This window comes from Mesorhizobium sp. M7A.F.Ca.CA.004.04.2.1 (assembly GCF_004022825.1).
Taxonomy (GTDB): domain Bacteria; phylum Pseudomonadota; class Alphaproteobacteria; order Rhizobiales; family Rhizobiaceae; genus Mesorhizobium.
This window is the reverse complement of sequence record NZ_RZPH01000256.1, coordinates 1-6,360: the sequence shown is the minus strand read 5'-3', so window position 1 is coordinate 6,360 and position 6,360 is coordinate 1. Positions and strand designations below refer to the sequence as shown.

The following is a 6,360-nucleotide window of genomic DNA, read 5'->3' as shown; positions in this document are numbered from 1 at the left end:
CTATGCACATGGCCAGAACGAGATCGGACTGGAGGAGGTCAAGGCGATGTCGGGCGACGTCTCCGGCGCCTCTTTCGACGACGCGGTCGACGCGCTTCTCGAAGGCAAGATCGGCGACTTCGACACTGCCTTTACCCGCCATTGCCAGTCCGGCGGCCAGCCTTTCCTGGTGCTGTCTTCGGCGATGCGGCAGTTGCAGCAGATCCAAATCATGCGCGGCCAGATGGAGTCCGGTAACCGCAACGCCGCCTCGGTCGTTGCCGCCGCCCGCCCGCCGGTGTTTTTCTCCAGGCGCAAGCTGGTCGAGAAGGCACTGGAGCGCTGGAGCGCCGACGCGCTCGGCCGCGCGTTGACCCGGCTGCAGACGGCGGTGTTGCAGACACGACGGCGGCCGGACCTTTCCGTGGCGCTGGCACGGCAGGCGCTGCTGGGGATTGCGGTGGAGAGTAGCCGGTTGGCGCAGCGCGGCTGATCTCCCCCCTCGAGGGGGAGATGTCGCCGAAAGGCGACAGAGGGGGTCGTTGCGCGTGGAGCGCTGGCCTCCTTACTTCCTTACTTCCTTACTTCCTTACGTCTTCATGTCTTCCGCAAGGGCGCCGGCGCTTGGTGTGAGGCGACCCCCTCTGGCCTGCCGGCCATCTCCCCCTCAAGGAGCGAGATTAGCGGCGTCGCCGATTTCGCCAAAAATCCGGCCTGAAGATAATTCGCCGGCTAATTATCGTTCCTGCTTCAGCCGCCTGCACAACTCATCGAGCTGTTCCAGCGAGCGATAGGCTACCCGAAGCGTGCCGCCTCTGCCCTTGTGATCCACCGACACGATCATGCCGATCGTATCGGTCAACAGTTTTTCCAGCGCCAGCGTGTCGGCGTCCTTCTCGTCAGGACTTGGCGCCGGCCTGGCTTCCCTGGCGCTGCTGGTGCCGGCCGGCATCTGCGCCAGCGCTTCGGCCTGGCGCACCGAAAGTCCTTCTTCGACGATGCGCTTGGCAAGGCCCGCCGGATCTTCCGCCGTCACCAGCGTGCGGGCATGACCCGCCGACAGCGCGCCGTCGATCAGCATGTCGCGGATCACATCCGGCAGCTTCAAGAGCCTGAGCGTGTTGGCGACATGGCTGCGGCTCTTGCCGATCACCTGGCCGAGATCGGCCTGGGTGTAGCCGTGCTCGTCGATCAGCTGCTGATAACCGAGCGCTTCCTCGACCGCGTTGAGGTCGGTGCGCTGGACGTTTTCGATGATCGCCAGTTCGAGCGCGGTGCGATCGTTGACCTCGCGGATGATGACCGGGATCTCGGACAGCCCGGCGCGCTGCGCTGCACGCCAGCGCCGCTCGCCGGCGATGATCTCGTAGCGTCCGGCCTGTGTCGGCGAAGGCCGCGCCACCACCGGCTGGACGACGCCGTGTTCGCGGATCGACTGGGCAAGGTCGGTCAGCTCGGCGTCGCCGAAATGCCGGCGCGGATTTTTCGGGTTGGGGGTCAGGAACTCGATCGGCACCTTGCCGTCGGCGCTCATGCCCGGTTTTTCAGGTGCTACTGGGCGATCAATCTCGCCGATCAGCGCCGCCAGTCCGCGGCCCAGTCTCTTTCTCGAAAGGTCTTCGCTCATCTTTATTCCAGTTGGCTATTCCAAATCGTTTCGGTATCGAATCGGCTCTTGACTATGCATCCGGCCACATCAAGCGGCGCGTAACTTGCGCTCGCGGCGGATCACTTCCGATGCCAGTTGCAGATAGGCCTGGCTGCCCGAGCATTTCAAATCGTAGAGGATCGCCGGCTTGCCGTAGGACGGCGCCTCGGACACCCGCACATTGCGCGGGATGATGGTCTCGTAGACCTTGTCGCCCATATGCGCCCGCACATCCTGCACGACCTGGTTGGCGAGATTGTTGCGGCCGTCATACATGGTCAGCACGATGCCCTGGATGGTGAGATCCGGATTGATCGAGCGCCGCACCTGCTCGACCGTCTCCAGCAACTGGCTGAGGCCTTCGAGCGCGAAAAACTCGCATTGCAGCGGCACAAGAACGGAATCGGCCGCAGCCATTGAATTCAACGTCAAAAGGTTGAGCGATGGCGGGCAGTCGATCAGCACATAGCCAAAGGGTGCGCCGCGCTCGGTCGCAGCGCGCAGCGCGTTGCGCAGCTTGAGCACCCGGTCGGGCGCGGAGGCGATCTCCATTTCGATGCCGAGCAGATCGAGCGTCGACGGCACGATCGACAGGCCCGGCACGGCTGTGGGGATGGCCGCGGCTTCCAGCTCCAGCTCGCCGGTCAACACGTCATAGGACGACACCGTCCGGTCCTTGCGGTCGATGCCCAGACCGGTGCTGGCATTTCCCTGCGGATCGAGATCGACGATCAGCACCTTTTCGCCGATAGCAGCTAGCGCGGTCGCCAGATTGATGGCGGTCGTCGTCTTGCCGACACCGCCCTTCTGGTTGGCTACGGTGATGATTCGGGGGCCATTCTTCATCATGGGTTTATGCCAGAAATTCATTTTGGGCGCCAAATCGCCTGTCAGTGACGGATCAGACAGGTCGCAGGTTGGACAATTCCAGGATGACGCCGCCAACGTCGGTCATACTTGGATGTTCTACCAGATCGAAGGACCATCGGTGAACGCTTTCTTGCACTTCGGTGCGGTAATCCCGGCCTTTGTGGAACAGGCCGCGCGCGCCTGAAACCAGCCAGGGCGCCGACAGGTCCAGCAAGGTCGAAAGCGGAGCCAGCGCCCGCGCCGTGACGATTTGCGGCGTCGAAACCAGCGCATGGCTGTCATCGATGCGGCGCGCCACGACCCGCGCCGGCAGGCTGAACTGGCCGACGACGGTCTGCAGGAAGGATGCCTTTTTGCGATTGCTTTCAACCAGATCGATGCTGGCGCCGTCGCGCTCGGCCAGCAGGAACGCCATCACAAGGCCTGGAAACCCACCGCCCGAGCCGAGATCCACCCAGCGTGTGGCAACGGGTTCTATGCGCCCGAGTTGGGCGCTGTCCAGGATATGGCGCTGCCAGACATCGCCCGACGTGGATTGCGCCACCAGATTGATGCTGCGATTCCATTTCTGGAACATCTGCTCGAACGCCACCAGCCGATCGAATGTTTCACGTGAAACCGGGCCTGCCGCATCCTGCAGGCTCTCCAGGGACATAGAATTCACGCAACATCCTTTTGTAGGCGCTGGGCGCTCTCCGCATGGCGGACATGCGCGACAATGATCGCCAGCGCCGCCGGCGTCATGCCCTCCATGCGCTGGGCATCGGCTATGGAGCGCGGGCGCCGCGCCTGCATTTTCTGCTTCAGCTCGTTCGACAGACCCGGCACTCCGGCGAAATCGACCGTCTCGGGGATCAGCCGGCTCTCCTCATGCCGGATCTGCGCCACGTCGGTCTTCTGGCGGTCGAGATAGACAGAATACTTCGCTTCCGTCTCGAGGCGCTCCGCGGTCTTGCCTTCGATCGCCGCAAAGCGCGGATCGACGCCGGCCAGCCAAGCGACATCGACGTCGGGATAGGACAGCAATTCATAGCCGGACCGGCGCACGCCATCCCGGTTGATGTCCAGCCCGTGCCGCGCCGCCTCATTCGGCGTCATGGCGAGCGACTTCGCCAAATCCCGCGCCTCATCCAGGCTTTGCATGACCTGCCCGTAGCGCTGCATGCGCTGTGCCGAGGCGATGCCCAGTTTCGCCGCCAGAGGCGTCAGCCGCTCATCCGCATTGTCGGCGCGTAGCGACAGCCGGAACTCGGCGCGTGACGTGAACATCCGGTAGGGCTCTGCGATGCCGCGGCTGGTCAAATCGTCGACCATCACGCCGATGTACGCCTCGGTGCGGCTGAGCACGATTTGCTCGCTCCCCGCCGCCCGCCGCGCCGCATTGAGGCCTGCGAGCAGGCCTTGCCCGGCTGCTTCCTCATAGCCGGTCGTGCCGTTGATCTGCCCGGCGAGGAAGAGACCACCGATGCGCTTCGTCTCCAGCGTCTGATGCAGTTCGCGCGGATCGACATGATCATACTCGATGGCATAGCCGGGCTGCAGCATGATTGCGCGCTCCAGCCCCGGAATGGTTTTCAATATATCGAGCTGCACATCTTCGGGCAACGAGGTGGAAATCCCATTGGGATAGACGGTATCATCGTCCAGCCCTTCCGGCTCCAGAAAGATCTGGTGCCCATCCCTATCGCCGAACTTGACGATCTTGTCCTCGATCGACGGGCAATAACGCGGCCCAACGCCCTCGATCGAGCCGGAATACATGGCCGAGCGGCCGAGATTGGCGCGAATCAGCTCATGCGTGGCCGTCGTCGTGCGGGTGATGCCGCACTCGATCTGCGGCGTGGTGATGCGGTCGGTCATCAGCGAGAACGGCACCGGATCCGCATCCGCGGCCTGGCTTGCCAGCGTCGTCCAGTCGATGCTCCGGCCATCGAGCCGCGGCGGCGTCCCGGTCTTCAGCCGTCCAAGCTTGAAGCCCGCGCGGTCCATCGTCGCCGAGAGCCCAAGGCTGGCCTGCTCGTTCATGCGGCCGGCGACAATCTTCCTCTCGCCAATATGAATGAGCCCGCGCAGAAAAGTCCCGGTCGTCAGCACGACCGCGCCACAGCCAAGCCGCCTGCCGTCGGCCAGGAGAACAGCCGTGATCCGCCCATCGGCGATCTCAAAATCCAGAACCTCGCCTTCAACCACGTCGAGATCGTTCTGCTGCCGAATCGCTTCCTGCATGGCAAGGCGATAAAGCTTCCGGTCGGCCTGCGTACGAGGGCCGCGCACGGCGGGACCTTTGCGGCGGTTGAGCAGGCGGAACTGAATGCCGGCCGCATCCGCCACGCGCCCCATCAGGCCATCCATGGCATCGATCTCGCGCACCAAATGGCCCTTGCCGAGCCCGCCGATCGCCGGATTGCAGGACATGACCCCGATCGTATCAAAGCGCAGCGTCACCAGCGCGGTCTTGGCACCAGCGCGCGCGGCAGCGCTGGCCGCCTCACAACCTGCGTGGCCGCCGCCCACCACAACCACATCATAGTGATTGGTCATCACAAACTTCCCAGACTCGAATGATTAAAGGGACACATGTCCCCGCGAGGCTTGGCTGTCAAGAAAACTCCGCGAGTCGTTTCACGTGAAACAGCCTTGCACCGCCATCGCGTGTGTTTCACGTGAGTCATCGGGGCACTGATGTTTCACGTGAGTCGCACCTTGCCGCTGCTCGAAGGTCTTACCCAAGCGTTCGCAACGTTCGTCATCCTAGGGCAAAGCAGGAAGCGAAGCGACGTCGCGGAGACCCTAGGATCCATGCCGTGATCTTGGCCAAAGAGTACAGCGGATCAGAATTCTGCACCGTGGCGCGCGCTCAGAAGTCGCGGCATGGATCCTCGGGTCTGCGCCGCGTCGCTACGCTCCTTGCTCCGCCCGTGGATGACGAAGCGATGGGGCGTTCCGCAAACGGTCCATCAAAATCTCTGCATCGACAACTGAGTCATTTTACGAGAGCACATCGTTTCACGTGAGTCATTTCCCGATGCAGAACTGCGAGAAAATCACGTCCAGCATGTCCTCGACGTCGATGGCGCCGACAATACGGCCCAGGCGATCTGCTGCAAGCCGCAACTCCTCGGCGCGCAATTCCTGCCCGACAGTCCGGCCGTCGGTTGCGCGACGCAGGTGGCTATTCGCTGCGCCGAGCAATTCGACGTGGCGCAGGCGCGACGGCAGGACATCGCCGACGCTGCCGGCTGCTTCCGCTGCCCGCCGGCCGATTTCCCCCAGCAGTTCCTCGACGCCCGTCCCGTTCTTTACCGAAATGACAAGGGCATAATCCTCCGTCGCGTCGCTCGCCGCGCGGTCTTCCAACAGATCGAGCTTGGTGCCGACGCGCAAGGTCGGCGCCACACTCGGCAGCTCGCCGACATCTCTTGGGTTCGCGATGTCCTGCAGCAAGAGCAAGAGATCGGCGCCATGCGCCTTGGCCCTGGCCTTCTCGATGCCGATAGCCTCGACCTTTCCCGGCGCATCGCGCAGCCCGGCCGTATCTGTAAGCCGGACCCGCAGCCCCTGGAGATCAAGTGTCACTTCAAGCAGATCCCGCGTCGTGCCGGGTTCATCCGTTACTATAGCGGCATCCCGCCGCGCCAGGGCGTTGAACAGACTCGACTTGCCGGCGTTGGGCGCGCCAAGGATAACGACCTCGAAGCCGTCACGGATGATTTCGGCAGCACGAAATCCGGCAATGTGCCGGTCGATCTCGCCGATCATAGTTTTGACATCGGACCAAACCGTATCCGAAACGGAACCGGGGACATCGTCTTCATCGGCAAAATCGATCTCCGCCTCGATCATGGCGCGGGCGTGAATCAACC

At 63.2% G+C, this 6,360-nt stretch carries 5 protein-coding genes and 1 pseudogene; 1 reads left to right on the top strand and 5 read right to left on the bottom strand.

Features of this window, described 5'->3' with window-relative positions; genetic code table 11:
* A pseudogene (gene holA / locus EN893_RS13880) lies at nucleotides 1-472 on the top strand (DNA polymerase III subunit delta); the annotation flags it as partial.
* 243 nt (nucleotides 473-715) lie between these two features.
* Here holA and EN893_RS13875 read toward each other — a convergent pair.
* The 5 genes from EN893_RS13875 to EN893_RS13855 all read right to left on the bottom strand — a co-directional run.
* Nucleotides 716-1,606 carry a ParB/RepB/Spo0J family partition protein gene (locus EN893_RS13875; RefSeq protein WP_127272527.1) on the bottom strand — a complete coding sequence of 297 codons (891 nt, stop codon included), beginning with the start codon at nucleotides 1,604-1,606 and terminating at the stop codon, nucleotides 716-718.
* A gap of 69 nt (nucleotides 1,607-1,675) precedes the next feature.
* On the bottom strand, nucleotides 1,676-2,476 hold the full coding sequence (locus EN893_RS13870) for a ParA family protein (RefSeq protein ID WP_081738757.1): 801 nt from the start codon (nucleotides 2,474-2,476) through the stop codon (nucleotides 1,676-1,678).
* Nucleotides 2,477-2,528: 52 nt separating this feature from the next.
* Nucleotides 2,529-3,161 carry a 16S rRNA (guanine(527)-N(7))-methyltransferase RsmG gene (rsmG, locus tag EN893_RS13865; RefSeq protein ID WP_127269178.1) on the bottom strand — a complete coding sequence of 211 codons (633 nt, stop codon included), beginning with the start codon at nucleotides 3,159-3,161 and terminating at the stop codon, nucleotides 2,529-2,531.
* Nucleotides 3,158-5,038, bottom strand: coding sequence for a tRNA uridine-5-carboxymethylaminomethyl(34) synthesis enzyme MnmG (gene mnmG / locus EN893_RS13860; RefSeq protein ID WP_127269179.1), 1,881 nt, complete (start codon nucleotides 5,036-5,038; stop codon nucleotides 3,158-3,160). The genes rsmG and mnmG overlap by 4 nt, the downstream gene beginning before the upstream one ends.
* A gap of 474 nt (nucleotides 5,039-5,512) precedes the next feature.
* A partial coding sequence (locus tag EN893_RS13855) for a GTPase (protein ID WP_128361592.1) occupies nucleotides 5,513-6,360 on the bottom strand: 848 nt, incomplete at its 5' end.